General features: G+C 58.8%; 30 protein-coding genes. 20 read left to right on the forward strand and 10 right to left on the reverse strand.

The annotated features are described in order from the left end of the window. The first annotated feature begins 3 nt into the window (after positions 1-3). Positions 4-1,539, forward strand: coding sequence for an EAL domain-containing protein (locus LJU32_19495; protein WKV87788.1), 1,536 nt, complete (start codon positions 4-6; stop codon positions 1,537-1,539). Between the two features lie 227 nt (positions 1,540-1,766). After that, on the forward strand, positions 1,767-2,132 hold the full coding sequence (locus LJU32_19500; protein ID WKV87789.1) for a DNA binding protein: 366 nt from the start codon (positions 1,767-1,769) through the stop codon (positions 2,130-2,132). Between the two features lie 217 nt (positions 2,133-2,349). Here LJU32_19500 and LJU32_19505 read toward each other — a convergent pair whose 3' ends face one another. Continuing rightward, the gene (locus LJU32_19505; GenBank protein ID WKV87790.1) at positions 2,350-2,865 is read right to left on the reverse strand and encodes a DUF4946 domain-containing protein; all 516 of its coding nucleotides are present in this window, start codon (positions 2,863-2,865) and stop codon (positions 2,350-2,352) included. Positions 2,866-3,002: 137 nt separating this feature from the next. On the opposite strand from LJU32_19505, the gene gloA reads away from it, so the two are divergent. Continuing rightward, positions 3,003-3,524, forward strand: a complete 522-nt coding sequence (gloA, locus tag LJU32_19510) for a lactoylglutathione lyase (protein ID WKV87791.1) — start codon at positions 3,003-3,005, stop codon at positions 3,522-3,524. A 175-nt stretch (positions 3,525-3,699) separates the two neighbouring features. Here the strand turns inward: gloA and ahpF are convergent, their stop codons facing one another. From ahpF to LJU32_19525, 3 genes are all read right to left on the reverse strand, one after another. Next, on the reverse strand, positions 3,700-5,262 hold the full coding sequence (gene ahpF / locus LJU32_19515; GenBank protein WKV87792.1) for an alkyl hydroperoxide reductase subunit F: 1,563 nt from the start codon (positions 5,260-5,262) through the stop codon (positions 3,700-3,702). Between the two features lie 122 nt (positions 5,263-5,384). Next, entirely contained in the window at positions 5,385-5,948 is a 564-nt protein-coding gene (gene ahpC / locus LJU32_19520) for a peroxiredoxin (protein ID WKV87793.1), read from the reverse strand. A gap of 137 nt (positions 5,949-6,085) precedes the next feature. Further along, positions 6,086-7,024, reverse strand: coding sequence for a site-specific integrase (locus tag LJU32_19525; GenBank protein WKV87794.1), 939 nt, complete (start codon positions 7,022-7,024; stop codon positions 6,086-6,088). 177 nt (positions 7,025-7,201) lie between these two features. Here LJU32_19525 and LJU32_19530 point away from each other — a divergent pair, with 177 nt between their 5' ends. Then, the gene (locus LJU32_19530) at positions 7,202-8,218 is read left to right on the forward strand and encodes a DNA-binding protein (GenBank protein ID WKV87795.1); all 1,017 of its coding nucleotides are present in this window, start codon (positions 7,202-7,204) and stop codon (positions 8,216-8,218) included. Here LJU32_19530 and gorA read toward each other — a convergent pair. Together gorA and galU are read right to left on the reverse strand one after the other, a co-directional pair. Next, on the reverse strand, positions 8,215-9,573 hold the full coding sequence (gorA, locus tag LJU32_19535) for a glutathione-disulfide reductase (GenBank protein ID WKV87796.1): 1,359 nt from the start codon (positions 9,571-9,573) through the stop codon (positions 8,215-8,217). The genes LJU32_19530 and gorA overlap by 4 nt on opposite strands. A 129-nt stretch (positions 9,574-9,702) precedes the next feature. Beyond that, positions 9,703-10,542 carry a UTP--glucose-1-phosphate uridylyltransferase GalU gene (gene galU, locus LJU32_19540; GenBank protein WKV87797.1) on the reverse strand — a complete coding sequence of 280 codons (840 nt, stop codon included), beginning with the start codon at positions 10,540-10,542 and terminating at the stop codon, positions 9,703-9,705. Between the two features lie 258 nt (positions 10,543-10,800). Between galU and LJU32_19545 the strand changes: the two genes are divergently transcribed. Both LJU32_19545 and LJU32_19550 read left to right on the forward strand, forming a co-directional pair. Continuing rightward, on the forward strand, positions 10,801-10,986 hold the full coding sequence (locus tag LJU32_19545) for a hypothetical protein (protein WKV87798.1): 186 nt from the start codon (positions 10,801-10,803) through the stop codon (positions 10,984-10,986). A gap of 139 nt (positions 10,987-11,125) precedes the next feature. Next, positions 11,126-11,413 (forward strand): hypothetical protein, encoded by a 288-nt coding sequence (locus tag LJU32_19550; GenBank protein WKV87799.1) that lies wholly within the window; start codon positions 11,126-11,128, stop codon positions 11,411-11,413. Between the two features lie 3 nt (positions 11,414-11,416). On the opposite strand, the gene LJU32_19555 is transcribed toward LJU32_19550, so the two are convergent. Then, on the reverse strand, positions 11,417-11,647 hold the full coding sequence (locus LJU32_19555; GenBank protein ID WKV87800.1) for a hypothetical protein: 231 nt from the start codon (positions 11,645-11,647) through the stop codon (positions 11,417-11,419). A 72-nt stretch (positions 11,648-11,719) separates the two neighbouring features. Continuing rightward, entirely contained in the window at positions 11,720-12,076 is a 357-nt protein-coding gene (locus LJU32_19560) for a hypothetical protein (GenBank protein WKV87801.1), read from the reverse strand. 211 nt (positions 12,077-12,287) lie between these two features. Between LJU32_19560 and LJU32_19565 the strand changes: the two genes are divergently transcribed. The 4 genes from LJU32_19565 (at position 12,288) to ada (ending at position 14,609) form a co-directional block, all read left to right on the forward strand. Next, positions 12,288-12,590, forward strand: a complete 303-nt coding sequence (locus LJU32_19565; GenBank protein ID WKV87802.1) for a DUF1883 domain-containing protein — start codon at positions 12,288-12,290, stop codon at positions 12,588-12,590. A 54-nt stretch (positions 12,591-12,644) separates the two neighbouring features. Beyond that, positions 12,645-12,788 (forward strand): hypothetical protein, encoded by a 144-nt coding sequence (locus tag LJU32_19570; GenBank protein WKV87803.1) that lies wholly within the window; start codon positions 12,645-12,647, stop codon positions 12,786-12,788. A 7-nt stretch (positions 12,789-12,795) separates the two neighbouring features. Beyond that, positions 12,796-13,467, forward strand: coding sequence for a DNA oxidative demethylase AlkB (gene alkB, locus LJU32_19575; protein ID WKV87804.1), 672 nt, complete (start codon positions 12,796-12,798; stop codon positions 13,465-13,467). Between the two features lie 80 nt (positions 13,468-13,547). Further along, the gene (gene ada, locus LJU32_19580) at positions 13,548-14,609 is read left to right on the forward strand and encodes a bifunctional DNA-binding transcriptional regulator/O6-methylguanine-DNA methyltransferase Ada (GenBank protein WKV87805.1); all 1,062 of its coding nucleotides are present in this window, start codon (positions 13,548-13,550) and stop codon (positions 14,607-14,609) included. On the opposite strand, the gene LJU32_19585 is transcribed toward ada, so the two are convergent. After that, a complete protein-coding gene (locus tag LJU32_19585; protein WKV87806.1) occupies positions 14,599-15,582 on the reverse strand; it encodes an oxidoreductase in 984 nt (327 codons plus the stop codon). The two genes, ada and LJU32_19585, sit on opposite strands and share 11 nt — an antisense overlap. A 185-nt stretch (positions 15,583-15,767) precedes the next feature. Between LJU32_19585 and LJU32_19590 the strand changes: the two genes are divergently transcribed. The 8 genes from LJU32_19590 (at position 15,768) to LJU32_19625 (ending at position 24,714) form a co-directional block, all read left to right on the forward strand. Continuing rightward, positions 15,768-18,212 carry an autotransporter gene (locus LJU32_19590; GenBank protein WKV87807.1) on the forward strand — a complete coding sequence of 815 codons (2,445 nt, stop codon included), beginning with the start codon at positions 15,768-15,770 and terminating at the stop codon, positions 18,210-18,212. A 105-nt stretch (positions 18,213-18,317) separates the two neighbouring features. Next, positions 18,318-19,382: a nitronate monooxygenase family protein gene (locus LJU32_19595; GenBank protein WKV87808.1), complete on the forward strand. Its 1,065-nt coding sequence runs from the start codon at positions 18,318-18,320 to the stop codon at positions 19,380-19,382. A 133-nt stretch (positions 19,383-19,515) separates the two neighbouring features. Next, a complete protein-coding gene (gene modA / locus LJU32_19600; GenBank protein ID WKV87809.1) occupies positions 19,516-20,283 on the forward strand; it encodes a molybdate ABC transporter substrate-binding protein in 768 nt (255 codons plus the stop codon). Further along, positions 20,284-20,964 (forward strand): molybdate ABC transporter permease subunit, encoded by a 681-nt coding sequence (gene modB, locus LJU32_19605; protein WKV87810.1) that lies wholly within the window; start codon positions 20,284-20,286, stop codon positions 20,962-20,964. It abuts the gene before it with no gap. Between the two features lie 3 nt (positions 20,965-20,967). Further along, positions 20,968-22,047: a molybdenum ABC transporter ATP-binding protein gene (modC, locus tag LJU32_19610; GenBank protein ID WKV87811.1), complete on the forward strand. Its 1,080-nt coding sequence runs from the start codon at positions 20,968-20,970 to the stop codon at positions 22,045-22,047. Positions 22,048-22,118: 71 nt separating this feature from the next. Continuing rightward, positions 22,119-23,156, forward strand: coding sequence for a DNA topoisomerase IB (locus tag LJU32_19615; protein ID WKV87812.1), 1,038 nt, complete (start codon positions 22,119-22,121; stop codon positions 23,154-23,156). 975 nt (positions 23,157-24,131) lie between these two features. Continuing rightward, complete coding sequence (locus LJU32_19620) at positions 24,132-24,362, forward strand: hypothetical protein (protein ID WKV87813.1); 231 nt, start codon at positions 24,132-24,134, stop codon at positions 24,360-24,362. A gap of 121 nt (positions 24,363-24,483) precedes the next feature. Next, complete coding sequence (locus LJU32_19625; GenBank protein ID WKV87814.1) at positions 24,484-24,714, forward strand: hypothetical protein; 231 nt, start codon at positions 24,484-24,486, stop codon at positions 24,712-24,714. 66 nt (positions 24,715-24,780) lie between these two features. On the opposite strand, the gene LJU32_19630 is transcribed toward LJU32_19625, so the two are convergent. After that, positions 24,781-24,948 carry a general stress protein gene (locus LJU32_19630; protein ID WKV87815.1) on the reverse strand — a complete coding sequence of 56 codons (168 nt, stop codon included), beginning with the start codon at positions 24,946-24,948 and terminating at the stop codon, positions 24,781-24,783. Positions 24,949-25,274: 326 nt separating this feature from the next. Between LJU32_19630 and LJU32_19635 the strand changes: the two genes are divergently transcribed. Together LJU32_19635 and LJU32_19640 are read left to right on the forward strand one after the other, a co-directional pair. Continuing rightward, the gene (locus LJU32_19635; GenBank protein ID WKV87816.1) at positions 25,275-25,451 is read left to right on the forward strand and encodes a general stress protein; all 177 of its coding nucleotides are present in this window, start codon (positions 25,275-25,277) and stop codon (positions 25,449-25,451) included. A 465-nt stretch (positions 25,452-25,916) separates the two neighbouring features. After that, positions 25,917-26,264 carry a general stress protein gene (locus LJU32_19640; GenBank protein WKV91154.1) on the forward strand — a complete coding sequence of 116 codons (348 nt, stop codon included), beginning with the start codon at positions 25,917-25,919 and terminating at the stop codon, positions 26,262-26,264. The last annotated feature ends 27 nt before the right edge of the window (positions 26,265-26,291 follow it).

The following is a 26,291-nucleotide window of genomic DNA, read 5'->3' on the forward strand; positions in this document are numbered from 1 at the left end:
TCCATGCCGCTGACTGCAAGATCCCGCCGCAAGCGCAGCACCCGCATCGTCGTCACCTTGCTCAGCGGTCTGCTGCCAATCGTACTGGGCAGTGCGATCCTCTATATGCAGGCGGAACGCACTCTGGAGCAAAGCGCTGCGCAAACTGCCGAGCAAGCTTTACGCCAGTTCGAGCTGATGCTCGACAACACCGCCGAGGCGGCGCGAATCCTGTTGCCGTTAGCGGGGAAAGACTGTGAAGAAGTCAAACTGGCTTTGCGCGAACAGGTGACCCGTCGCCCTTTCGTGCGCTCGACCAATCTGGTCTGGGAGAACAATCTCTATTGCAGCTCACTGTTCGGCCAGTTCAAGGAAGCTGTCAATGCCGGGGACTACCACAAGGGCAAACTATGGCTGATGAATGGCAATCCGGTGACACCCGATACGGCATTGCTTATCTATCGTCTCAGCGACGGTCCTGGTGGCGCACTGACCACCCTTGATGGTTATCACCTGAGCAATATCCTGCGCCTGATCGGCCGCCAGACATTACTGATGTTGCAAGTGGGCGATAACTGGCTGACCGCCGACGGCCAAGTTCACCAGGGGCCGCTGCCGGCATTGCCGGTAGCGCATAGCGTGCTGGAATCCGCGCGTTATGGCTTCAGCGTCTCGGCTGGTTACCACGAGGGTGAAACCTGGCGTTACATGGCGGCTGAGTATCCACCCCTGTTCAGCCTGTTGATTTTCTTCGGCGCAGTTTCCGGTGCCATTGGCCACTTCGTGCAGAAACGCTCAACCTCGCCCAGCCACGAAATGCTGCGCGCGCTGGAAGCCGGCGAGTTCATTGCGTACTTCCAACCGGTGGTTCACGCCGACACCAAGCGATGGTCCGGCGCCGAAGTACTGATGCGCTGGAATCATCCGAAAGAGGGGCTGGTGCGTCCGGATCTCTTCATTCCGTTTGCCGAGCACTCCGGGTTGATCGTGCCCATGACCCGCTCTCTGATGCAACAGACGGCCGTCCTGCTGGGCCCACAAACGGCAACCTTCGACAAACCGTTTCATATAGGCATCAACATCACTGCCAGCCATTGCCAGGACCTGGAGCTGGTTGAGGACTGTCGCGATCTTCTGGCAGCATTTGAGCCAGGCAGCGTGGAGCTGGTGCTGGAACTGACCGAGCGCGAGCTGATCGAGCCGAACGACATCACTTTGCAGCTCTTCGAGCAGTTGCACGCATTGGGTGTAAAAATCGCGATCGACGACTTCGGTACGGGGCACTCGAGCCTTGGTTATCTGCGCACCTTCAATGTCGACTTTCTGAAAATCGATCAGAGCTTCGTGGCCATGATCGGAATAGACGCGTTATCGAGGCATATTCTTGATTCCATCATCGAGCTGTCCGCGAAACTGGACTTGGGTATTGTTGCCGAAGGTGTCGAAACGCAGGCTCAGGCGGATTATCTGACCAAGCATAACGTTAAGTTTCTGCAGGGCTACTTGTACGGTAAACCGATGCCTGCCGCAGATTTCATCGACACATTATCTCAGCATTAAGTAGCTAGCACGGACCGTCGGACAGCCGCACCAAATTGATACAAATAGTCATTGTTGTTACATGGCGACAACATCAGGATTTACTCTTGTCGCATTAACTACTACAATTTTTTCAACCTGAGCCAGACTGGCAGGTGAGCCAATTATCACCGAGTCGCTTCCAGGCGGCTGGCTTATAGCTTTGTTTGCGGTTGGTATCAGCCAAACACACTATTGGAGTAAAGATATTGTCCAGACTCGCTGAATTTCGCGCAGCTGAAAAGGCCCTTCAGGAACAGCTCAAACAGCTGGAATCGCTGAAGAATGATGCCGGGCTCAAGAAAGAAATCGAATTCGAAGAAAAGCTCCAGGGACTGATGAAAACCTATGGCAAAGGCCTGAAAGACATCATCGCCATCCTCGATCCAAACCCGGCGAAGTCCGGTCTGCAGCAGTCCGCAGCGCCGAAGACCCGTCGCGCTCGCGTGGTCAAGGTTTACCAGAATCCGCACACTGGCGAGCTGATCGAAACCAAAGGTGGCAACCATCGCGGTCTGAAAGCCTGGAAAGAACAGTACGGTGCCTCCACCGTTGATTCGTGGTTGCGCGGTTAATCTGACGTCAACAAAAAAGCCCTGCTCGATGCAGGGCTTTTTTATTGACAATATCTAACAAATGAAATGATTTTCATCAAACAAGTTCGAGATCTGTGTAACGTTGCTGAATCATCACACCTAAACATTTTGCTGCTTCATGTTGCGCCGAGCAAGGGATCCAACTTTGTGCTTAATCCTTTCCGGCAATCAAGCAATCGCTAGTTAGTACGAACGTTTATAGTTTCAAGCTGTTGCGCGCCGCCTGTATGTCGTCGGCGCTTGCCTTATAAACGTCGGCCTGGCCGGCGTAAGAAAGTACATAAGCCTTGTCTGTTTCCACGGCTACTACCAATGTTTGGGATAAAACGTGTCGACCGTTTTCGGTCACCGTGCAGGTTGTCTCCAAGCCAGTCAATGAAGCCAGTGCCGCCGGATGAATTCGGTTGCAGACGCTCTGATAGCCGCTACGAAAGAAATCCTTTTGGATGGATGTGCGCATCTCCTGCAGCACGCCTTGCAAATTGACCTGATGCCCCGCCTCTACTTGGGTCGTGGTCAACTCCATCACCATTACCTGATTACCGTCGGCATCGTGTTTCACCGCTCTTTGTCGCGAGACTGGCGGCGCGGTGTCTGGCAACGCCTCGATCTCCCAGCCCGCCGGCCAAATGATGCTGGGTTCGGCCATGACAGGGAAAGCCACAGCCGACAAGGCAAAACAAACAAACACGGAATTAAACAGTCGGATCATTGCCGGACGCACTCGTAGACAGAAGGCAAAGTCTGAGCCCCGCCCTCGCGCAGGGCAAGCCCGCGTTGCATTTGGCGATGCCGGCCGGCATGCGTATCATTGCGCCCATTCACTCGCCCATTGTTATTGGAGGGCCCATGAGCCTCAACGAACTGAACACTTTTCCAGGCGTGACTGCCACGCCAGACAGCGCAACCCGCAACTTCGTGTTCAACCACACCATGCTGCGCGTGAAGGACATCACCAAGTCGCTGGATTTCTACACCCGTGTGCTGGGTTTCTCGCTGGTCGAGAAGCGTGATTTCCCGGAAGCCGAGTTCAGTCTGTACTTCCTCGCACTGGTCGATAAAGCGCAAATCCCGGCCGATGCCGCTGCGCGTACCGAGTGGATGAAGTCGATCCCCGGCATTCTCGAACTGACCCACAACCACGGCACCGAAAACGATGCCGACTTCGCCTATCACAACGGCAACACCGACCCGCGCGGCTTCGGCCACATCTGCATCTCTGTGCCGGATATCGTCGCTGCATGTGCACGCTTTGAAGAGTTGGGCTGTGATTTCCAGAAGCGTCTGACCGATGGCCGGATGAAGAGCCTGGCGTTCATCAAGGATCCGGATGGCTACTGGGTCGAAATCATTCAGCCTGCGCCGCTGTAACTGACGATATAAATCCATTGTGGGAGCGAGCCTGCTCGCGAAGGCGTCCGTTCAGCCAACGTATCGTTGAATGACAATCCGCTTTCGCGAGCAGGCTCACTCCTACACATGGATTTGTGCCAGGCATAAAAAAACCCATGATCGCTCATGGGTTTTTTCATTTCAGGCCTGAGGCTTACGCCGGTGCCGAAGTCCGGATCAAGTGATCGAACGCACTCAGCGAAGCCTTGGCGCCCTCGCCCACTGCGATCACGATCTGCTTGTACGGCACAGTCGTCACGTCACCTGCTGCGAAGATCCCCGGAATCGAAGTCTCGCCACGGTTGTCGACAATGATCTCGCCGCGCGGCGACAGCTCGATGGTGCCCTTCAGCCAATCGGTGTTCGGCAGCAGACCGATCTGTACGAAGATGCCTTCCAGCTCAACCGCGCGCAATTCCTCAGTCGTGCGGTCCTTGTAGCGCAGACCGTTGACCTTCTCGCCATTGCCGGTGACTTCAGTGGTTTGCGCACTGGTGATCACGGTGACGTTCGGCAGGCTGTGCAGCTTGCGCTGCAACACGGCGTCGGCACGCAGTTGTACGTCGAATTCCAGCAGCGTTACGTGCGACACGATACCGGCCAGATCGATGGCTGCTTCAACGCCGGAGTTACCGCCGCCGATCACCGCCACGCGCTTGCCCTTGAACAGCGGGCCATCGCAGTGCGGGCAATACGCCACGCCCTTGTTGCGGTACTCCTGCTCGCCCGGGACGTTCATTTCGCGCCAGCGTGCGCCGGTCGCAAGAATCACGCTTTTGGCTTTCAAAGTTGCGCCACTGGCGAAGTGGACTTCGTGCAGCTCGCCGTTCTTGCCCGGGATCAGCTTGTCGGCACGTTGCAGGTTCATGATGTCGACGTCGTACTGCTTGACGTGTTCTTCCAGCGCCGTGGCCAGTTTCGGCCCTTCGGTTTCCTGCACGGAAATGAAGTTCTCGATGGCCATGGTATCGAGCACCTGACCGCCAAAGCGTTCAGCCGCGACACCGGTGCGGATGCCTTTACGTGCGGCATAAATAGCCGCCGAAGCACCGGCCGGGCCACCACCAACGACCAGCACATCAAAGGCATCCTTGGCGCTGATCTTCTCGGCCTGACGCACGATGGCGCCGGTGTCGAGTTTGGCGAGAATTTCTTCCAGGCCCATGCGGCCCTGGCCGAAGTTTTCACCGTTCAGGTAGATGCTCGGTACGGCCATGATCTTGCGATCGTTGACTTCGTCCTGGAACAGCGCGCCGTCGATGGCGACGTGGCGAATGTTCGGGTTGAGCACGGCCATCAGGTTCAGCGCCTGGACGACGTCCGGGCAGTTCTGGCAAGACAGCGAGAAGTAAGTCTCGAAGGTGAATTCGCCTTTGAGCGAGCGAATCTGCTCTATCACTTCAGCACTGGCTTTCGATGGGTGGCCACCGACTTGCAGCAGCGCCAACACCAGCGAGGTGAATTCGTGGCCCATTGGAATGCCGGCGAAACGCAGGCTGATGTCGGCTCCAGGGCGATTGATCGAGAACGATGGCTTGCGGGCATCGTCACCGCTGTCGATCAGGGTAATTTGGCTCGAAAGACTGGCAACGTCTTTCAGCAGGTCCAGCATTTCACGGGATTTCGCACCGTCGTCGAGGGATGCAACGATCTCGATCGGTTGGGTGACCCGTTCCAGGTACGATTTCAACTGGGCTTTAAGATTGGCGTCCAACATACGGGCGATTTCCTTTATTTGAGGCGAAAAAAGCCCGAGCGAATCTCGCCCGGGCATTTTTATTGGGCGGTGCAGCTAACTTAAGAAGGTGCGGCGTGCCGCCTGCGTTGCATGTCACAGACTTAGATCTTGCCGACCAGGTCCAGCGACGGAGCCAGAGTGGCCTCGCCTTCTTTCCACTTGGCCGGGCAAACTTCGCCTGGGTGTGCAGCGACGTACTGAGCAGCCTTGATTTTGCGCAGCAGCTCGGAAGCGTCACGGCCAACGCCGCCATCGTTCAGTTCAACGATTTTGATCTGGCCTTCAGGGTTGATCACGAAGGTGCCACGGTCAGCCAGACCAGCTTCTTCGATCAGCACGTCGAAGTTGCGCGAGATGACGTGGGTCGGGTCGCCGATCATGGTGTATTCGATTTTGCCGATGGCTGGCGAAGTGTTGTGCCAGGCAGCGTGAGCAAAGTGGGTGTCGGTCGAAACGCTGTAGATTTCCACGCCCAGCTTCTTGAACTCAGCGTAGTTATCGGCCAGGTCTTCCAGCTCGGTTGGGCACACGAAGGTGAAGTCGGCTGGGTAGAAGAACACAACGGACCACTTGCCTTTCAAGTCAGCATCCGAGACTTGAACGAAGTCGCCGTTTTTGAACGCGGTAGCTTTGAACGGTTTTACTTGGCTGTTGATGATAGGCATCGATGACTCTCCGTCAGGGGTTATGAAGTTGATGGGTGAATCCTACCCACTCACTCGACGGAAGGCTCATTGGCAAACCTGATACTGCTGATTTGTTTTCGCTATTAGCTGGCTGTATTAATAGAAGAAAACGATCTCTACGGTTGATCCGGTTTATCCATAATCCGAGCCATTCCCTGGAATGGGCTGACCTCAACATAGCGCATGGCGGATTTCATGTCTTTCCAGCCGACGTAACTCATCAGCGATTTAAGATCCCAGCCGCTTTGATGCGCCCAAGTGGCAAAGCCACGCCGCAGCGAATGACTGGTGTAGTTCGCGGCGGCAATCCCGGCGCGCTGCAACGCCTGGCGCAACAAGGGAATGATGCTGTTGGCGTGCAAGCCCTCCTCGCTCAGATTGCCCCAACGATCAATGCTGCGGAATACCGCGCCGCGTACCAGCGCGGCCTCGGTGATCCAGTCGATGTAAGCCTGCACCGGACACAGCTTGAGCAGCGCCGGGGCCTGATAGGTCTGCCCGAGGTTTTCCCGGTCGCCCTTGCTGCGCGGCAAATACAAAGTGATGCCCTTGCCAGCACTCGCCTGCACATGCTCGATCTGCAAACGACATAACTCATCGCTGCGAAAGCCGCGCCAGAAGCCCAGCAAAATCAGCGCGCGGTCCCGATAAGCCTTGAGCAAGGTCGGGCGATCCTGTTCTTGCCGCGCGGTGTGCGCTTCCTGCTCCAACCAATCGATCACGCGTTGCAAATCCTGCAGTTGCAACGGCTCGGCCTGTTTTTCCTGTGCCGGATGCAGAGCACGAATGCCCTTGAACACCTTGCGCACCACTGGCGCCTTTGTCGGATCGGCAAAACCCTGACTGTTGTGCCACTGCGCCAGTGCCGACAGACGCAGCTTCAGAGTGTTGATCGACAGCACGCCAGCGTGCTCCACCAGATAGCGCGCAACGCTGTCGGCAGTAGCCGGGAGAAATCCGCCCCACGTTACCTCGAAGTGCTCAATGGCCATGCGATAGCTGCGGCGGGTGTTGTCCCGCGTGGCGGCTTGCAGATATCGATCGATGTCACTCATGGGCAGTTTTCTCGCTGGCGTACGGGTTCAGACATGCAGAGGCGCATTTTGCCGCCTGACATTGGGTAATACCAGTATATCCCGCCTGTTTTATTTCAAATGTTTACCTATATTTTCAGCATGGTACACTGCGTACTTTAGTGGCATGTACCACAGTACGTAACCGTAGGAGTTCACATGGCCCGTGGCGGCATTACCAAAGCACTGGTGCAAATCGCGCGCACAGCGATCCTGGCTCGCGGCGAACACCCAAGCATCGATGCAGTACGCATCGAAATGGGCAACACCGGCTCGAAAACCACGATCCATCGCTATCTGAAAGAACTGGATGACGGCGCCCAACCAATAGAAGCATCAGCAGAGCCGATCGATGACGAACTGACCGCTCTGGTTTCTCGCCTCGCCCAGCGCCTGAAAGAACAGGCTCAGGAGCCCATCGAGCAAGCCCGCGAACAGTTCGAGGAGCAACGCGAAGCACTGGAAGCCGAGCTGAAACAGGTTCGCCAGGCGCTGGAAAAACTCGAACACGACCACGACATTCAGGGCGCCGCCCTGCAACGCGAATCCGAAGCGCTGAGCAACACCCGCTCGATGCTGCAGACCGAACAGACGCGCAACGCCGGTCTCAACCAGGCATTGGCCGACTTTGAATTGCGCTTGCAGGACAAGGACGAGCAGATCCGCTCACTGGAAGAAAAACACCTGCACGCACGCGATGCGCTGGAGCATTACCGCAACGCGACCAAGGAACAGCGCGAGCAGGAACAAGCCCGCCATGAGGGGCAAATCCAGCAGATCCAGGCCGAACTGCGTCAAGCGCAGCAGAGTGCGCTGGTGCGTCAGGATGAGATCACTCAGCTGCACCGCGACAACGAACGCCTGCTTACCGAAAACCGTGGCACCCAGCGCGAGCTGAACTTGTTGCAGGATCAGCTCAAGCAGAGCAATCAGCGTCAGGATCAATTGCTTGAGCAGGCGACGCGCATGGACAGCGAGCGCACCCTCCTCCAGGAACGTTTGCGCGTGGCGACACTGGAAAGCCAGGCACTCAAGCAGAGCGTAGACGAGCAGACGCAGCTCAATCAGTCACTGGAAAAGGAATTGCTCAAAGCACAGGCGAGCCTTGAGGACAGCCAGCGTCTGGCGGCTGCCGTTGCGGCAGCCCCAGATTCGGCCAAAGCGAAAGCCCCTTAAGCGCTGACCGGCGTGCGCATGGTGACGAACTCTTCGGCAGCCGTCGGGTGCACCCCGATGGTGTCGTCGAAGTCGCGCTTGGTCGCGCCGGCTTTCAAGGCGATCGCCAGACCTTGCACAATCTCGCCAGCGTCCGGGCCGACCATGTGGCAGCCAAGCACCTTGTCGGTCTTGGCATCGACTACCAGCTTCATCAGGGTTTTCTCCTGACAGTCAGTCAGGGTCAGCTTCATCGGCCGGAAGCGACTTTCGAAGATCACCACTTCGTGGCCACATTCGCGCGCTTCTTCTTCGCTCAAACCGACTGTGCCGATGTTCGGCAGGCTGAACACGGCGGTCGGGATCATCTTGTAGTCCACCGGGCGGTATTGCTCCGGCTTGAACAGACGCCGCGCCACAGCCATGCCTTCGGCTAGCGCGACCGGTGTCAGCTGCACGCGACCAATGACGTCGCCCAGCGCCAGAATCGACGGCTCGGTGGTTTGATACTCGTCGTCGACTTTGATGAAGCCCTTATCATCGAGCTGAACATCGGTATTTTCCAGGCCCAGATTGTCCAGCATCGGACGCCGACCGGTGGCGTAGAACACGCAATCAGCTTCGAGTACACGACCATCCTTGAGCGTCGCTTTCAAGCTACCGTCGGCCTGTTTGTCGATGCGTGCGATGTCGGCATTGAATTGCAGATCGAGGCCGCGCTTGGTCAATTCTTCTTGCAGGTGCTTGCGCACCGCCCCATCGAAACCACGCAGGAACAGATCACCGCGATACAGCAGCGTGGTGTTGGCGCCGAGACCATGGAAAATCCCAGCAAACTCGACGGCGATATAACCGCCACCCACCACCAGCACACGCTTGGGCAGCTCTTTGAGGAAGAACGCCTCGTTCGAACCGATCGCGTGCTCGTGCCCCGGGATTTCAGGGATCTGCGGCCAGCCGCCAGTCGCGATCAGGATATTCTTGGCGGTGTAGCGTTCGCCGTTGACCTCAACCTCGTGCGGCCCAACGATTTTCGCGTGCGCCTCGTGCAGGGTCACGCCGCTGTTGACCAGCAGATTGCGATAAATGCCGTTGAGGCGATTGATCTCGCGATCCTTGTTGGCGATCAGCGTGGCCCAGTCGAAGTTGGCCTCGCCCAGGTTCCAGCCAAAACCGGACGCCTGCTCGAAGTCCTCGGCAAAGTGCGCGCCGTAGACCAGCAGCTTTTTCGGCACGCAACCGACGTTGACACAGGTGCCACCCAGGTAACGGCTCTCGGCCACCGCCACTTTCGCCCCGAAGCCGGCGGCAAACCGCGCAGCTCGCACACCGCCGGAACCGGCACCAATCACATAAAGGTCAAAATCGTAGGCCATTTCTATCTCCTCGGCAGGCCATCAGCATACCCGCAGTCATCCATTGGGCAAGCACTGCCATCCATATAAGGGCGGAAAATGAAAAAGCCACCCGGAGGTGGCTTTCTTTTGCAGACGAGGCAAACGCTATCAGTAAGCTTTGCCAGTCTTGTAGAAGTTTTCGAAGCAGAAGTTGGTCGCGTCGATGTAGCCTTCAGCGCCACCGCAGTCGAAACGCTTGCCCTTGAACTTGTAGGCCATCACGCAGCCGTTCTGGGCCTGCTTCATCAGGGCGTCGGTGATCTGGATTTCGCCGCCCTTGCCTGGCTCGGTCTGTTCGATCAGGTCGAAGATGTCCGGGGTCAGGATGTAGCGACCGATGATCGCCAGGTTCGACGGCGCGTCTTCCGGCTTAGGCTTCTCGACCATGCTGTGTACGCGGTAGATGTCATCGCGGATCATTTCGCCAGCGATTACGCCGTACTTGTTGGTTTCCTGCGGATCGACTTCCTGGATAGCGACGATCGAGCAGCGGAACTGCTTGTACAGCTTGACCATCTGGGTCAGCACGCCGTCGCCATCGATGTTGACGCACAGGTCGTCCGCCAGGACCACGGCGAACGGTTCGTCACCGATCAGCGGGCGGCCAGTCAGGATCGCGTGGCCCAGACCTTTCATTTCGGTCTGACGGGTGTAGGAGAACGAGCACTCGTCCAACAGCTTGCGGATGCCGACCAGGTACTTTTCCTTGTCGGTGCCCTTGATCTGGTTTTCCAGCTCGTAACTGATGTCGAAGTGGTCTTCCAGAGCACGCTTGCCACGGCCAGTGACGATGGAAATCTCAGTCAGGCCCGCGTCCAGTGCTTCTTCAACGCCGTACTGGATCAGTGGCTTGTTTACCACCGGCAGCATTTCTTTAGGCATGGCTTTGGTCGCTGGGAGGAAGCGAGTGCCGTAACCGGCTGCTGGAAACAAGCATTTCTTGATCATATAAGTCCTTGAAAAGGCTGTGTGTACGAGTTTCGAGGCAGTCTAATCAGGCGGCGTGCGCCTTACAATGCCCCGCGCTGGCTAACCGATGCCAACATAGAGAAATATTCGCGCGGATAGTTCCTTGCGGTTTTTTCAGCGGCGAATTCAGCGTAGCTCAAGATCCGGGCAAACTGGATCACCATACGCTTATCGGCCCCCAATGCGAGCATTTGCCGCTATCATGGCGGCTTTGAACCAGCGAACGAGAAAGACCAGATGGCTGCGGTAAAAATCATCAACGGGTATGTGATCGACAAGAAAGACGGCAAGTGGACGCTGACCACCACCAACGGCGAACACATCGCCGGGCCTTTCGACAGCGAGCAGATGGCGACGGATGTCGCCTCGGTGTTCACCGATACACCTGCTTCTTCCAAGCGCCGTGGCAAGGATCAGGACTGATCCTGTCAGCACTTGCGCCAAGCCCTGCCAGCACGCAGGGCTTTTTGTGCCTTGTTGGCAAACAAGTGGCCAATCGCTATAACCTTTTCATCGCGGCGCTGTCAGAGCATCCAGTCCCCCACTTGAAGATCACGCAACCATGAACCTCAACAAACTGCAGCCGCTCTTCGCGGTACTGGTACTCAGCGGCTGTGCCACCTCGCAGCCGACCTATCTGAATAATGGCGAACAAGGTCTGAGCATCGACTGCTCGGGCGAAGCCAACTCCTGGGCCATGTGCTACGAAAAGGCCGACGCCTCTTGCGCAGGCACCGGTTATCGCATCGTCGGCACTGATGGCACACCGGCGCCCAAGGAAGATGACAAAACCCTGGGCGTTGACGTTGGCAATTACAAGACGCGCAACGTCGTGGTTGTCTGCAAGTAAGCCTTACATGTGGATTTCGGCGAATTTGATCCCGAGGCCACGGACGACCTCGATCAGATCGTCGAGCCGACTGAAGGACTCGACTTCATCATTGTCATCCACCAGGAAGTAACTGCGCCCTGCGCTCTTCTTGAAAAACACGATCCACTCACCGGGATTCGCCGGGTTCTGGATGACGTGGGTGGCAGAGATAAGGCCCTCTGCGTGGCGTTCGCGCACGTGCTCTCGCTTCATCGCAACTCCAAAAATGACGATGCCGTCACAGCAGGACTGTGACGGCATCGGGTGCTGATGTTCGCTAGTCTATCAGCCGGAAATGCAGGCGTTCGCGGCTTTCTGCACATCGTGAGGGCGAACCGGCACGTTGGACATGCGCTCATGCAGCTTGATGCTGCTACCGCCAGCGCGATCTTCGATATCAAACACGGCTGCCGGGCCTGAAGACAATTTGCCCGGGACGATGACTCGCACTCCGTCCTTCTGCGGCTGCACCTGCAACGCGCCGCGACTGTCAGCGAGCTTGTCGGTCAGGCACTGCGCATACTCCTGGGGCTTTTTGCCGGAGATCACGCTCATGGTTGGCAGCGTCTCATTGATTTCGGAAACATTTGCGCAACCGGCCATCGCCAGAATCAACGGCACACACACCACACCCCACTTCATATGAATCCTCCGTTAAAGACCGTCCGACAGCACAAATGCTGCTTTTCTCCGGGGTCCTGTGCATTTAACCCGCCCGCCGTGGCGAAGTTCTGTTCAAAATTTGTCAAAGCAACGCCCGACGGCCAGATAATAACCCGTGCGGGCTGATAAACTGCGCCCATCGACAAGCTATCGTTTTGATTTAGTAGAAAAAGCCCTTCTGGAGGCGCCCATGAAATTCATTCACCAGCGCGAGCACCTCAACGAAGACGACATCGTCGTCATTCAATGCTCGCAGATGTGCAACATCCGTTTGATGAACGACGCCAACTTCCGCAGCTTCAAAAATGGCGGCCGTCACACCTATCACGGCGGCGCGTTCGATACCTTCCCGGCACGCATCACGGCCCCGAGCACCGGCTTCTGGAACATCACCATCGACACCGTCAACCGCCGCGCGATCAGCGTGACGCGCAAGCCGACGCTGACCCATTCAATCAAGATCATCCGTCGTTCCAGCACTAAACTGAGCTGAGACGCGCAGCCTATTCTGAAAGGGAAACACGACCGTGGCGCAAAAACCAAATACGTGATCAAGTACAAACTGGACGGTGAACAGCGTTTCGAATTCGCCGAGCTGGAAACCGGCACTGACGAGGAAGCGAAAGCGGCGCTGAAGAAAATGCACGCTGACGAAGAACTCAGTGACATCAAGGTCAGCAAAGCGCTGTAACCGAACCATGCAACCGACCACGTTTGACCTGTTCGCCGACAACGAACCTGTACAGCAATCCCGCGCCGAGCAGATCGGCGAACAATCGTGGGTGCTGCGCGGATTCGCTTTGCCGCAGGTCGAGCAGCTGCTGACCGAGCTCGAAGCCATTCTTGCCGCCGCCCCGCTACGCCACATGGTCACGCCCGGCGGTTTCAGCATGTCGGTCGGCACCAGTAGCTGCGGGCAGTTGGGCTGGATCACCGATCGCAGCGGTTACCGCTATTCCAGCGTCGATCCACTCAGCGGCTTGGCGTGGCCGTCGATGCCGGCGGTGTTTGCCGATCTCGCGCACGAGGCGGCGGAACGCGCGGGCTTCCCGGGTTTTCAGGCCGACTCCTGCCTGATCAACCAATACGTCCCCGGCGCCAAGATGTCGCTGCATCAGGACAAGGACGAAAAGGGTTATGCCGCGCCCATCGTTTCGTTGTCGCTGGGTCTGCCGGCGATGTTTCTGTTTGGTGGCTTCGAGCGCAGCGATAAAAGCCAGCGCATCCCGCTGCTGCATGGCGACATGGTGGTCTGGGGCGGCGTGGATCGTCTGCGCTATCACGGCGTGCTGCCAATCAAACCCGGCCATCACCCGCTGTTGGGCGAGCGGCGCATCAACATCACCTTCCGCGTTGCTGGCGATCAGTAAAAGTTTGACCGCAAGGCGCGGAGTGTCGCGAGTTACGATGCTGGTTAACCTGAATCAAACAGGTCAACGGATTCCCTCTCATGGACACGCTTTCGAAGACGATCAGCATTGAAGACGATCCACGCTGGGCCGCTGTGATGGCGCGCGATCCGCGTGCGGACGGGCAATTTGTCTACGCGGTGAAAACCACCGGCATTTACTGCACACCGAGCAGTCTTGCGCGTTTGCCGAAACCGCAGAATGTCGAGTTTTTCGATACCGCCGAATTGGCTGAAGCGGCGGGATATCGGCCAAGCAAACGCGCTAGTAAAGATCAGAGTGATGCGAAGCATGCAGTGCTCATTGCCGCAGCCTGTCGGCAGATCGAGGCGTCCGAGACGCTGCCGGCGCTCAACAGCCTCGCGGCGGGCGCTGGCCTGAGCCCTTTCCATTTCCACCGGCTATTCAAAGCCGCAACAGGCCTGACGCCCAAGGCTTACGCCACCGCGCAACGTTCGCGCAAGCTGCGTGCGCGCCTGGCGGACGGCGGTTCGGTGACCGATGCGCTGTATGACGCCGGTTTCAACTCCAACAGCCGCTTCTACGCATCAGCCGACCAACTGCTGGGCATGAAGCCCACCGACTACCGCGCCGCCGGGCAAAACAACGACATCCGCTTTGCCGTCGGGCAATGCTCGCTCGGGGCGATTCTGGTGGCGCAAAGCGAACGGGGAATTTGCGCGATTCTGCTGGGAGACGATCCGCATCAACTGGTCTGTGATCTGCAGGATCAGTTTCGCAAGGCCAACCTGATTGGCGCCGACCGCGATTTTGAACAGTTGATCGCCAGCGTCGTCGGCTTTGTCGAAGCGCCTGCGACGGGCCTGAACTTGCCACTGGATATACGCGGCACCGCGTTTCAGGAGCGCGTCTGGCAGGCGCTGCGTGAGATTCCCGCAGGCCGCACCGCCAGTTACGCCGAGATCGCGCAACGCATTGGCGCGCCGACTTCGATGCGTGCGGTGGCCCAGGCTTGCGGGGCCAACCGCCTGGCGGTGGCGATTCCCTGCCACCGCGTGGTGCGCAGCGATGGCAACCTTTCCGGCTACCGCTGGGGCGTCGAGCGCAAACGCCAATTGCTTGAGCGCGAACTCAACGATTGACGTCGACCACCACTCTGCCCCGCAGTTGCCCGGCGAGCAGTTTGGGCGCAGCCTCAAGGGCTTCGCTCAAACTGATTTCTTGACTGATCAGTTGCAATAAAGAGAAATCCAGATCCCTGGCCAGTCGGTCCCAGGCCTCGATACGGCGTGCTTTGGGCTGGGTCACGCTGTTGATTCCAGCCAGCGTCACGCCGCGCAGAATGAACGGCGCTACCGAGGCCGGGAAATCCATGCCTTGCGCCAACCCGCATGCCGCAACCACGCCTTCCGAACGCGTGCTGGCGCAAGCGTTGGCCAGTGTATGGCTGCCGACCGAATCGACCACCGCCGCCCAACGTTCCTTCGCCAATGGCTTGCCCGGTTCGGACAAGGTGGCGCGGTCAATGATTTCTGCGGCGCCCAATTGCTGCAGGTATTCATGCTCGGACACACGGCCCGTAGACGCCACCACCCGATATCCCAACTTGCTGAGCAAGGCGATGGCAAAGCTGCCAACCCCGCCGTTGGCGCCGGTGACCAGCACTTCGCCCTGATCAGGTGTCAGGCCATGACGCTCCAGCGCCAGAATGCACAGCATCGCCGTGTAGCCGGCCGTGCCGATGGCCATGGCTTGCGCCGGGGTGAAAGCTGCGGGCAGTGGAATCAGCCAGTCGCCATTGAGCCGGGCCTTTTGCGCCAGGCCGCCCCAATGGCTTTCGCCGACGCCCCAACCGTTGAGCAACACCCGATCGCCCGCCTTGAAATCCGCATGCAAGCTGGACTCGACAGTCCCCGCCAAATCGATCCCCGGCACCATGGGAAACTTGCGCACCACCGGGCTGCTGCCGGTGATCGCCAGGCCGTCTTTGAAATTCAGGGTGCTGTACGCGACGTTCACGCTGACGTTGCCTTCGGGCAGTTGCTGCTCATCGATTTGCTGCAGATTGGCGCGATAACCGCTGTCGTCTTTGTCGATCAGAATGGCGTTGAACATGACGGCCCCTCGAAGATGATTGGAAAAAGCATGCCTTGAAATAGCACATCGCAACACATTGCCACACTCGACTTTGCGCTAACGGCTCGATCAGCCGGGTAAATCCACGGCGGGCGGCTATGCTTTTTCGACGGTTGTGTTTTCCCGGTTGCGCCTTGCAAACCGGTGTGTCGATGGAGCTGACGATGCCTTTCCTGAGCGTTTTACCCTCGTTGCTGATGTTATGTCTGCTGACACTTGGCAATGCCTGGGCAGCCTCACCGGCGGCAAAGCCGAACACGGCGCCAAGCGAGCCGACATGGCCGCAGGTGATCAGCAGCGGCAAGAGCAAGCTGACGGTGTATCAGCCGCAGCTCGACAGTTGGGGCGGCTATACGCTCAATGCCCGCGCGGCGGTCGAAGCCACGGCTGCCGATGGCAAGTCCACCTACGGCATCGTCCAGTTCAGCGCTCATACCCTCGTCGACAAGGCCACTCGCTGGGTCGCGCTCGATCAGTACAAAATCATCAAGGCCGATTTCCCCGCCGATGCGAAACAGGCCGAAACGTGGCTCGCCATCCTGAAAAAAGATGCCGAGAGCCGCAAGAAAACCATTTCACTGGATCAGCTGGAAGCAGCGGTTGGCGTGCTCAACGCTGAACAGAAAGCCGACAGCGCGCCCTTGGAAAACACGCCGCCGACCATCGTCAGTTCCGACCGTCCGGCAATCCTCGTATACATCGACGGCGAGGCGGCCTATCGGCCGGTTGAAGGAACGGAGCTGCAACGGGTGATCAACACGCGCCCACTGCTGCTCAAGGATGCCCAAGGCAAACATTACCTGCACGTATTCGACGGCTGGATGGTTGCCGATCAATTGGCCGGCGATTACACGCGCCTCGCTGCACCGCTGGCCAGTCTGGAAAAAGCCAAACAGGCGGCGATCAAGAGTCGCCAGGTGGACCTGCTCACCGGGCAAAGCGATCCGAAGGACAAGATTCCCAGCCTGGCCAAGCCGCCGCAGCCGAAAATCTTCATCGCCACCACGCCAACGGAACTGTTGGTGACCGACGGCGCCGCGCAATGGCAACCGATTCAGGGGACCAGCCTGTTGTACGTGAGCAACACCACCGGGCACATCTTCAAGGAAATCGGCGACCAGAACAGTTACGTACTGATCTCCGGGCGCTGGTTCCGCGCCAGCGACATGAGCGGGCCATGGACCTTTGTCCCGGCAGACAAGCTGCCGGCCGACTTTGCCAATATTCCTGACGACAGCGCCAAAGAGAACGTCAAGGCCTCGGTAGCCGGCACGCCACAGGCACAGGAGGCGGCCATTGCGGCGACCATCCCGCAGACCTCGGCGATCAAGAAAAGCGCGGTGAAGATGACGGCGCCGCAATTTGACGGTGAGCCGCAGCTCAAAGCGATCAGCAATACGCCGCTGCAATACGTGGTCAACAGCGCCACTCCGATTATTCGAGTCGACAACGACAGTTGGTGGGCGGTGGAGAACGGCATCTGGTTCAGCGCCACCTCGCTGAACGGGCCGTGGAGCGTGGCCACCTCAGTGCCAGCGGTGATTTATTCGATTCCTCCCAGCTCGCCGATGCACTACCTCACGTACGTGAAGGTTTACGAATCCAGCGGCGATACTGTGGTGGTCGGCTACACGCCGGGGTATCAAGGCTCGACGCTGGACCCGGCGACTGGCGTTGTGGTGTACGGCACCGGTTATCCGTATACGCCGTGGGTCGGCAGTGTCTGGTACGGGCCGCCGGTGACTTATGGTTTCGGCGTCGCGATTCGTTACACGCCTTGGACTGGCTGGACCTTCGGCTTTGGATTCGGCTGGAGCTGGGGCGGCAGCACCGTCGCCATGGGCTGGGGTTGGGGCGCCTATCCGTGGTGGGGAAATTACGGCTGGGGCTACGCGTGGGGTCCGCGTCTGTACCCGGCGCCGCTGGCCTGGGGTGGCGCAGCCTACGGTTATCGCGGCGGCGCGGTGGCCTGGGGTCCGGGTGGCTGGGCCGGAACCACCGGCAATCTTTATCATCAGTGGGGTGATCGCGCGACGGTCAGCCGTTATGGCGCCGGCTACAACGCCTGGACCGGCAATCGCTGGGCCGGTCAGGTTGGCGCCTCGTACAACTCGCGTACCGGCATTGCCGCCGCCGGGCAACGTGGCGCGGTGCACAACGCCTACACCGGCAACTACGCTGCCGGGCGCAGCGGCGTGGCAGTCGGCCCGAACGGCGGCGCCATCGCCGGAGAACGGGTTAGCGCTGGCAACGTTCGCAACGGCACTCACGTCAGTGCCAATCGCGGCGCCGTTTACAACCCCAATACTGGCAACACCACGCAATACGGCGGTATCCATGGCCGCGACGGCGGCGCTGCGCGGGTCGGCGATAACGTTTATGCCGGGCGCGACGGCAACGTCTACAAGAAAACCGACAACGGCTGGCAGTCCGTGGCCGGCAGCGGTGCCAACCGGACCAGACCCGCGAACAACAATGCGCAATTGCAGAATCTCAACCGCGAATCCGCCGCACGTAATCTCGGCAATCAGCGCACGCACAACTTCAACCATTCTTCACAAATGATGAACCGTTCGTTTGGCGGTGGCGGAGGATTGCACCGACGCTGAAAAACTGCACGTAATGTTCAGAATTTCAGACTGGCTCCGCAGCCGGTTTTGCTGCTAAAAACCGAATGCCGTCCCTGCCCGTTTCATCGTTCGGAGAATCACTATATGAGCCAGTGGCCAGACACCCGCATCCTTGATCTTCTCGGAATCGAACTGCCGATCATCCAGGGCCCGATGGCCGGCGCGACCAATTCTTCGATGGTGATCGCGGTGTGCAACGCTGGCGGCCTCGGTTCGATGCCGGCGGCGATGCTGAGCATTGAGCAGCTGCGCGAAGAACTGAAAACCATACGCCAGCACACCACCAAGCCATTCAACGTCAATTTCTTCTGCCACCAGCCACCGGCGCCTGATGAACAGCGCGCCCGTAACTGGAAAAACCTGCTCGAACCTTACTACCGCGAGCTGGGTGCCGATTTCGAGGCACCGACGCCGGTGTCCAACCGTGCACCGTTCGACGAAGCCGCGTGCGCCGTGCTCGAAGAGTTCCGGCCCGAAGTGGTGAGCTTTCATTTCGGGCTGCCGGAAAAATCTTTGCTCGATCGGGTCAAGGCTACAGGAACGAAAATCCTTTCGTCTGCCACCACGGTCGAAGAAGCGATCTGGCTGGAGCAGCACGGTTGCGATGCGATCATTGCCATGGGCTATGAAGCCGGTGGCCATCGCGGGATGTTTCTCAGCGATGATCTGAGCACCCAGGTCGGCACCTTCGCCCTGGTGCCGCAGGTGGTCGACGCGGTGCAGGTGCCGGTGATTGCAGCCGGGGCAATTAGCGATGCCCGGGGTGTTGCAGCGGCGTTGATGCTCGGCGCCTCGGCGGTGCAAGTCGGCACGGCATATCTGTTCACGCCGGAAGCCAAAGTCAGCGCCTCACATCACAAGGCCCTGCGCACCGCGAAGGACAGCGAGACGGCTATCACCAACATTTTCACAGGGCGTCCGGCGCGAGGCATTGTCAATCGGGCGATGCGTGAGCTCGGCCCGATGTCGGCAAAGGCGCCGGCCTTTCCATTGGCCGGCGGTGCGCTGATGCCTCTAAGGGCCAAGGATGACGCGGACTTTGCCAATCTGTGGGCCGGTCAGGCGTTGACGCTGGGCAAGGACATCGGCAGCGCTGAACTGACCCGGCAACTGGCCGAGGGCGCACTGGCGAAACTGCACCTTCGTTAAATTCATGGGGCGAGCGAATTTATTCCCTCGCCACTTGGCGGCGTATCGCTATATATTTCCGTATACAGCGATTGCGCCCGTGTATCGGCGTTATCCCAATCCAAGCACGTACCGCCGATCACGGAGCCTTTACATGACACTTGCTGCCACACGCTTGACCCCTGCCTGCCTCGCCTCACTCCTCGCACTATTCAATATCGGCGCCGCGCAGGCTGACGAAGTACAAGTGGCGGTCGCCGCCAATTTCACCGCGCCAATCCAGGCCATCGCGGCCGACTTCGAAAAAGACACCGGCCACAAACTGGTCGCTGCTTACGGCGCAACCGGCCAGTTCTACACCCAGATCAAGAATGGCGCGCCCTTCGAAGTGTTCCTCGCGGCTGATGACACCACGCCAGAGAAACTCGAAAAGGAAGGTGAGACCGTCCAGGGGTCGCGCTTCACCTACGCCATCGGCACCCTGGCAGTGTGGTCAGCGAAAGACGGCTATGTCGATGCTCAAGGCGAAGTACTGAAAACCAATCAATACCAGCACCTGTCCATCGCCAACCCGAAAGCCGCGCCGTACGGGCTCGCCGCCACTCAGGTGCTGGAAAAGCTCAAACTGACTGACGCTACCAAGGCGAAAATCGTCGAAGGCCAGAACATCACCCAGGCCTACCAGTTCGTCTCCACCGGCAACGCCGAATTGGGCTTTGTGGCGCTGTCGCAAATCTACAAGGACGGCAAAGTCAGCAGCGGTTCGGCGTGGATTGTCCCGGCCGCCCTGCATGATCCGATCAAGCAAGACGCGGTGATCTTGAACAAGGGCAAGGACAGCGCCGCTGCCAAGGCCTTGGTCGATTACCTCAAGGGGCCGAAAGCCGCTGCGGTGATCAAATCCTTTGGATATGAACTGTAAATGTCGCTAACCAGCGCCGATTTCGCTGCGATCTGGCTGACCCTGAAACTGGCGTCGCTGACCACCGTGATTCTGCTGGTGATCGGCACGCCGATCGCCTTATGGCTGACGCGTACCTCGTCGTGGTTGCGCGGCCCGATCGGCGCCATCGTCGCCCTGCCGCTGGTGCTGCCGCCGACGGTGATCGGTTTTTACCTGCTACTGGCGCTAGGGCCGCACGGTTTTCTCGGTCAGTTCACTCAATGGCTGGGGCTGGGCACGTTGACGTTCAGTTTCACCGGGCTGGTCATCGGTTCGGTGATCTACTCCATGCCGTTCGTGGTGCAACCGCTGCAAAACGCTTTCTCGGCGATTGGCACCCGCCCGCTCGAAGTCGCGGCGACCTTGCGCGCCAATCCCTGGGATACGTTTTTCAGCGTCATCCTGCCGCTGGCGCGCCCCGGCTTCATCACCGCAGCGATCCTCGGCTTCGCCCACACCGTGGGTGAATTCGGCGTGGTGCTGATGATCGGCGGCAACATTCCCGACAAGACCCGCGTGGTCTCGGTGCAGATTTACGACCACGTCGAAGCGCTGGAATATGCCCAGGCGCACTGGCTGTCTGCGGCGATGCTGGTGTTTTCGTTTCTGGTGTTGCTGGCGCTGTACTCCAGCCGCAAGACCCGCGCAGGCTGGAGCTGATCGATGATTGATGTACGCCTGAAACGCACTTATCCGGGGTTTGAACTGGATGTAGATCTGCAAGTGCCGGGCCGGGGCGTCACGGCGCTGTTTGGTGATTCCGGCTCGGGCAAAACCACCTGTCTGCGCTGCATCGCCGGGCTGGAGCGCGCCGAGCAGGGTTTTGTGCAGATCAACGACGAGATCTGGCAGGACAGTGCCAAGGGCATTTTCGTCCCGCCGCATAAACGTGCGCTTGGCTATGTGTTTCAGGAAGCCAGCCTGTTCCCGCATCTGTCGGTGCTGGCCAATCTGGAGTTTGGTCTCAAACGCATCGCCAAGTCGCAACGCCGGGTCGATATGAACCAGGCCACAGAACTGCTCGGTATCAGCCATTTGCTCGAGCGTCATCCACAGCATCTGTCCGGCGGCGAACGACAGCGCGTCGGCATCGCCCGCGCCCTGCTGACCAGCCCGAAACTGTTGCTGATGGACGAACCGCTGGCGGCTCTCGACAGTCGGCGCAAAAGCGAAATCTTGCCGTACCTGCAACGCCTGCATGACGAACTGGATATTCCGCTGCTGTACGTCAGCCATGCGCAGGATGAAGTCGCGCGTCTGGCCGATCATTTGGTATTGCTCCGTGATGGCAAAGCCCTCGCCAGCGGCCCGATCGGCGAGACCCTCGCACGCCTGGATCTGCCCTTGGCAATGGGCGATGACGCCGGGGTAATCATCGAAGGCCAGGTCAGCGCCTACGACGCCACCTATCAATTGCTCAGCCTGCAACTGCCGGCCACTGCAATGAACATTCGCGTCACCCATGCGCCGATGGCCGTGGGCCAGGCTCTGCGCTGCAAAGTGCACGCGCGTGACATCAGCCTGGCGCTGAACAATGATGCAGCCAGCAGCATTCTCAATCGTCTGCCGGTTACGGTGATCAGTGAACAGGCGGCTGACAACAGCGCCCATGTGCTCATCCGTCTCGATGCCGGTGGCACACCGCTGCTGGCGCGGATCACCCGCTTCTCCCGTGATCAATTGGCCGTGCACCCGGGCCAGCGGCTGTGGGCGCAGATCAAGGCGGTGGCGGTGCTCGCATAAATCATTCGGCACGACGGCCAGCGCCTGCGGTCAATCAGTTACAGACTGCCGTATGACCGAAGGAAACCGCCATGCCCGATACCGTGCTGACAGATGCTCTGCCCGCCGATCTGCATTACGTCGATGACACTCAGCCTGGTATCACCCGCAAGAAACTGCGCGGCAAGTTCGTCTATTTCGAACCGTCGGGACAGCGCATCACCGACCCGGACGAAATCAAACGCATCAATGCCCTCGCGGTGCCGCCGGCCTACACTGATGTGTGGATCTGTGCCGACCCGTGCGGTCATTTGCAGGCCACCGGCCGCGATGCACGCGGGCGCAAACAGTACCGTTATCACGCACGCTGGCGCGAAGTGCGCGACGCCGACAAATACTCGCGCCTGCGCGACTTCGGCCTGGCCCTGCCCAAACTGCGGCGCCAGCTTGAGGCGCTGCTCGACGCCCCGGGCTTCAGCCGCGACAAGGTCATGGCCACGGTGATTACCTTGCTCGACGCCACGCTGATCCGCGTCGGTAATACGCAATATGCGCGGGACAATCGCTCCTATGGCTTGACGACGTTGCGCAGCCGGCATGTCGAGGTCAATGGCAGCGCGATCCTGTTCCAGTTCCGTGGCAAGAGCGGCATCGAGCACCAGATCACGGTCAAGGATCGGCGTCTGGCACGAATCATCAAGCGCTGCCTGGAAATTCCCGGGCAGAACCTGTTTCAGTATTTGGATGAACACGGCGAGCGGCACACCGTTACCTCTTCCGACGTCAACGCTTACCTGCAAAAGCTCACCGGCGCGGCGTTTACCGCCAAGGACTACCGCACCTGGGCGGGCAGCGCGTTGGCGTTGTCGGTGTTGCGCGAGTTGCAGCATGAGTCGGAAACCGAAGCCAAGCGTCATGTGGTGGAAGCCGTGAAGAGCGTCGCCAAACAGCTGGGCAACACGCCGGCGGTGTGCCGCAAGTGCTACATCCACCCCGCCGTGCTCGAACACTTCATGCTCGGCGCCCTCGCCGAACTGCCCCGCCCGCGCCTGCGCAAAGGCCTGCGCGCCGAGGAAGTGGCGCTGGCGATGTTTCTCGAACGCATGTGCGAGGTGACCGAGGCTTCCTGATCGCCGATATCAGAAGCTCATCATGCGCCAGGCAACTGATCTGAGCCTGCCCCGACGCCTTCGCGAGCGAGCCCGCTCCCACATGAGGTTTGCGGGGCTGCCTTGAATTTGGGTTCCGCCGCGATACCTGTGGGAGTGAGCTTGCTCACGAAAGCGTCGAGGCAGGCGAATCATCTGTGTCCGACACATTGCCTTCGCGGGAAGCTCGCTCCCACATGAGGCTTGCGGGGTAGCTGGCATTTGGAGTCCGCCGCGAAACCTGTGGGAGTGGGCTTGCTCACGAAGGCGTCGAGGCAGGCAAATCATCTGTGTCTGACACATTGCCTTCGCGAGCAAGCCCGCTCCCACATGAGGTTTGCGGGGTGCCTTGCATTTGGGTCCCGCCGCGAAACCTGTGGGAGTGGGCTTGCTCACGAAGGCGTCGGGGCAGGCAGATCATCTGTGTCTGACACACTGCCTTCGCGGGCAAGCTCGCTCCCACATGAGGCTTGCGGGGTGGCTTGCATTTGGGTTCCGCCGCGAAACCTGTGGGAGTGGGCTTGCTCACGAAGGCGTCGGGGCAGGCAGATCATCTGTGTCTGACACACTGCCTTCGCGGGCAAGCCCGCTCCCACATGAGGTTTGCGGGGGTGCCTTGCATTTGGGTCCCGCCGCGAAACCTGTGGGAGTGAGCTTGCTCACGAAGGCGTCGTGGCAGGCAGATCATCTGTGTCTGACACACTGCCTTCGCGAGCGAGCCCGCTCCCACATGAGGTTTGCGGGGGTGCCTTGGATTTGGGTTCCGCGCGAAACCCTGTGGGAGTGGGCTTGCTCACGAAGGCGTCGGGGCAGGCAGATGATCTGTGTCTGACACGCTGCCTTCGCGAGCAAGCTCGCTCTCACATGGATTCCGCCGACGAGTTGAGTTGGCTATTTTTTGCACGATCGCACAAGGCTTCTATAGTTGATGTGACACGAATCAACTGCGGTGGCGCCATGGAAGACATTTTCGTCGTGAAGCGTTGCAACAAGATCGTCATTCACGGCCGCCGCGCCGGAGACAGCCAGCAGGAACCCGCCGAAGCATCGGCATGGTTTCGCATCTGCGACACACGCACCGCTGGCTTCATCGGCGACGGCTTTGACGAGCAAGCGGATGCTCAGCGCGAATGTCAGCGCCTCAACGCAGCGAGTTCTCAACTACCGGCCCGCCAGCACTCCGGCTGATGCCCGGCAACAGCGGGTCTATACTGAAACCAGCTGATGGAGCAGCACCCCAACGGCAGAACGCTCGCTACTTGCGGGCTTTTTGTTGCGGTTCAGCGGTTTCATTGAACGGAGGTGTTCCATGTCCGAAAAAGAGTCCATCACTACCCTCCTCACCCTGCTCGACGCCCGCCAGGCGCGCCTGGCAGCCGCCTGCAAAGAGATCGCCGACTGGGTCGACCATCAGGGCGGTCACCCGACGGCATTACGCATCCGCGATCGACTTCACGATATCGAAAAAGACGCGCCGCTGATTCGCGACACGCTCTCGACGCTCAAGCCGATTGACCGGCCGTTACCACGGTTCAGATAGGCGTCAGCGTAAAAGTCCTCTCTGCGTTGGCGCAGAGAGGACGGCAGTTATCGGTTTCCCGGCGCCTCAGTCACCCTTGCCCGTGCGCGTACCGCCGTGGCTGTGCTGTCCGCCGACGCGCGCCTTTTCCGCACGGTCGACTTTCACGTTGACTGAATTCCCGCCCTTCTTGCCGGCTTCCTTGATTTTTTGCGAATCCTCGGCGAATGGTTGGTCCTTGTGATGATGGGTCATGGTCCTGTCCTCCACAGAGTTGTAGTCACACTTCACAGACTCTAGATTGCACAAACTTCAGTTCAACTTCCCGCCGACAAATGGTTATGACTGCCAAGCGAAACGGCAATTAAATTCAGCCGCCGCTTTATGACCAACCCGACCTTTAAAACTTATACGAAGCGGCATGATAAACACCCGCCTGTATAAGTTTCATCACAAACATACCGTTCATCGGCCTAAGTAAAAATTTTCAAAACATTCTTCGCCGGCTCGTAATCGGAGTAGATGTCCGGTGCAACAATGGACACAACTAGCGAAACGTTTATTGATATCGGAGAGCTATCATGACTACAGGAAATAAAAATCCAGGTAACTTCGCGAACGATCGTGAGAAGGCGTCTGAAGCTGGCAAGAAAGGCGGTCAGGCATCGGGCGGCAACTTCGCCAATGACCGTGAGAAGGCATCCGAGGCTGGCCGCAAAGGTGGTCAAAACAGCCACGGTGGTGGTCGCAAGTCCTGAGTGAGCAGCACAAGGGCAGCCCTGCTGCCCTTTGAAATCGGCTGATGGAGCGCAATCATGAGAACGGTAACGGCTTCTGCACGAGGCGAAGTGCAACGAAACAAGGGGGCAGAAGTGTATCCCGAAGCAGCGCGCAGTTCGCAAGTGACGAGGTCGGATGTTTCGCCTGTGTCCCCTTGTGTTGAAAGACAGCAAATCAGTCCACGATACAGGGAAAGCGTTCAGCAGGAATGTTATGAACGCCGGGAACTTACTGTCAACGCAGAGAACTCCCGCACTGCGAATACACAACCTACTTATGAGCGCTCTTCTTAGCAGACCGGCCAAACTTGTAGTTACAAGACAAGCGAGACCCAAACAGCAAACCAATCAGCTAACTAGTCAGCACTTTGCGAATGACGACGGCACGCAGTTTGTGCATCCTTGATTCGCCAGTTGCTATATAGAGAAATGAGGAAGTTTGAAATGGCACAAGATAAACAAGGCGGCATGTCGGTAAACGAAGCAGGTAAAAAAGGTGGGGAAGCCACTTCAGCTTCGCACGACAAAGAGTTCTATCAGGAAATCGGCAGCAAGGGCGGCCAGAACAGCGGCGGCAACTTCAAGAACGATCCGGAACGGGCCGCTGAAGCAGGGAGCAAAGGTGGCCAGAACAGCGGTGGCAATTTTGCCAACGATCGGGACAGAGCGTCCGAAGCTGGCAGCAAGGGCGGTCAGAGCAGCGGCGGCAACTTCGCCAATGATCGGGAAAAAGCTTCTGAGGCTGGACGCAAGGGTGGTCAAAACAGCCATGGTGGCGGGCGCAACAGTTGATGCGCCAGGTGCGGGGAGCGTGGCTCC

It is taken from the genome of Pseudomonas sp. B21_DOA (assembly GCA_030544685.1).
Lineage (GTDB): Bacteria > Pseudomonadota > Gammaproteobacteria > Pseudomonadales > Pseudomonadaceae > Aquipseudomonas > Aquipseudomonas fluorescens_AO.

Bases quoted from the DNA above. Each gene is read 5' to 3' on its own strand.
- LJU32_19495 (WKV87788.1), top strand. From the start codon at position 4: ATGCCGCTGACTGCAAGATCCCGCCGCAAGCGCAGCACCCGCATCGTC.
- LJU32_19505 (WKV87790.1), bottom strand. From the start codon at position 2,865: ATGATCCGACTGTTTAATTCCGTGTTTGTTTGTTTTGCCTTGTCGGCT.
- gloA (WKV87791.1), top strand. From the start codon at position 3,003: ATGAGCCTCAACGAACTGAACACTTTTCCAGGCGTGACTGCCACGCCA.
- ahpF (WKV87792.1), bottom strand. From the start codon at position 5,262: ATGTTGGACGCCAATCTTAAAGCCCAGTTGAAATCGTACCTGGAACGG.
- ahpC (WKV87793.1), bottom strand. From the start codon at position 5,948: ATGCCTATCATCAACAGCCAAGTAAAACCGTTCAAAGCTACCGCGTTC.
- LJU32_19525 (WKV87794.1), bottom strand. From the start codon at position 7,024: ATGAGTGACATCGATCGATATCTGCAAGCCGCCACGCGGGACAACACC.
- LJU32_19530 (WKV87795.1), top strand. From the start codon at position 7,202: ATGGCCCGTGGCGGCATTACCAAAGCACTGGTGCAAATCGCGCGCACA.
- gorA (WKV87796.1), bottom strand. From the start codon at position 9,573: ATGGCCTACGATTTTGACCTTTATGTGATTGGTGCCGGTTCCGGCGGT.
- galU (WKV87797.1), bottom strand. From the start codon at position 10,542: ATGATCAAGAAATGCTTGTTTCCAGCAGCCGGTTACGGCACTCGCTTC.
- LJU32_19545 (WKV87798.1), top strand. From the start codon at position 10,801: ATGGCTGCGGTAAAAATCATCAACGGGTATGTGATCGACAAGAAAGAC.
- LJU32_19550 (WKV87799.1), top strand. From the start codon at position 11,126: ATGAACCTCAACAAACTGCAGCCGCTCTTCGCGGTACTGGTACTCAGC.
- LJU32_19555 (WKV87800.1), bottom strand. From the start codon at position 11,647: ATGAAGCGAGAGCACGTGCGCGAACGCCACGCAGAGGGCCTTATCTCT.
- LJU32_19560 (WKV87801.1), bottom strand. From the start codon at position 12,076: ATGAAGTGGGGTGTGGTGTGTGTGCCGTTGATTCTGGCGATGGCCGGT.
- LJU32_19565 (WKV87802.1), top strand. From the start codon at position 12,288: ATGAAATTCATTCACCAGCGCGAGCACCTCAACGAAGACGACATCGTC.
- alkB (WKV87804.1), top strand. From the start codon at position 12,796: ATGCAACCGACCACGTTTGACCTGTTCGCCGACAACGAACCTGTACAG.
- ada (WKV87805.1), top strand. From the start codon at position 13,548: ATGGACACGCTTTCGAAGACGATCAGCATTGAAGACGATCCACGCTGG.
- LJU32_19585 (WKV87806.1), bottom strand. From the start codon at position 15,582: ATGTTCAACGCCATTCTGATCGACAAAGACGACAGCGGTTATCGCGCC.
- LJU32_19590 (WKV87807.1), top strand. From the start codon at position 15,768: ATGCCTTTCCTGAGCGTTTTACCCTCGTTGCTGATGTTATGTCTGCTG.
- LJU32_19595 (WKV87808.1), top strand. From the start codon at position 18,318: ATGAGCCAGTGGCCAGACACCCGCATCCTTGATCTTCTCGGAATCGAA.
- modA (WKV87809.1), top strand. From the start codon at position 19,516: ATGACACTTGCTGCCACACGCTTGACCCCTGCCTGCCTCGCCTCACTC.
- modB (WKV87810.1), top strand. From the start codon at position 20,284: ATGTCGCTAACCAGCGCCGATTTCGCTGCGATCTGGCTGACCCTGAAA.
- modC (WKV87811.1), top strand. From the start codon at position 20,968: ATGATTGATGTACGCCTGAAACGCACTTATCCGGGGTTTGAACTGGAT.
- LJU32_19615 (WKV87812.1), top strand. From the start codon at position 22,119: ATGCCCGATACCGTGCTGACAGATGCTCTGCCCGCCGATCTGCATTAC.
- LJU32_19620 (WKV87813.1), top strand. From the start codon at position 24,132: ATGGAAGACATTTTCGTCGTGAAGCGTTGCAACAAGATCGTCATTCAC.
- LJU32_19625 (WKV87814.1), top strand. From the start codon at position 24,484: ATGTCCGAAAAAGAGTCCATCACTACCCTCCTCACCCTGCTCGACGCC.
- LJU32_19630 (WKV87815.1), bottom strand. From the start codon at position 24,948: ATGACCCATCATCACAAGGACCAACCATTCGCCGAGGATTCGCAAAAA.
- LJU32_19635 (WKV87816.1), top strand. From the start codon at position 25,275: ATGACTACAGGAAATAAAAATCCAGGTAACTTCGCGAACGATCGTGAG.
- LJU32_19640 (WKV91154.1), top strand. From the start codon at position 25,917: ATGGCACAAGATAAACAAGGCGGCATGTCGGTAAACGAAGCAGGTAAA.